General features: G+C 61.9%; 1 protein-coding gene. It reads left to right on the plus strand.

Annotated elements, in window-relative coordinates; translation table 11 throughout:
- Nucleotides 1–34: 34 nt before the first annotated feature.
- Nucleotides 35–446: bile acid:sodium symporter (locus DBR22_RS20975; protein WP_146187607.1), on the plus strand; the 412-nt coding region annotated here is incomplete at its 3' end.

The raw sequence follows: 446 nt of genomic DNA on the forward strand, positions 1-446 counted from the left end.
TTCGTTTGTTGTTTTTCCTCTGCTGGGTTTCGGCGTGGCCGCCGCAACATCCTGGTACCTCACCCCTGAACTCGTAGCGGGGTTGCTGTTCTTGACGATGCTTCCCACCGCAGTGCAAACAGCCACCACTTTCACCGGAATTGCAGGAGGGAACACCGCGGCGGCCATTTGCGCGGCGTCCATCTCGAACTTGCTCGGGGTCCTGGCCACGCCCCTCCTGGTGGCCCTCGCCATGGGTGCATACAGCGGAATGAATGCCACGTCGGCTGTCAGGATTGGGCTGCAGATAGTGGCACCGTTCATCGTGGGCCAGCTACTCCACAAACTGACAGTCAGATGGACGGACCGCTTGGCTCCTGCGCTGAAAGTGGTGGACCGCGGCGCCATCCTCCTGGTGGTCTACGGTGCGTTTGGTGCCGCAGTGGCGGGCGGACTCTGGCAGAAGC

Origin of the sequence: Arthrobacter sp. HMWF013 (genome assembly GCF_003061105.1) — a bacterium.
In the GTDB taxonomy this organism is placed as follows: Bacteria; Actinomycetota; Actinomycetes; order Actinomycetales; family Micrococcaceae; genus Arthrobacter.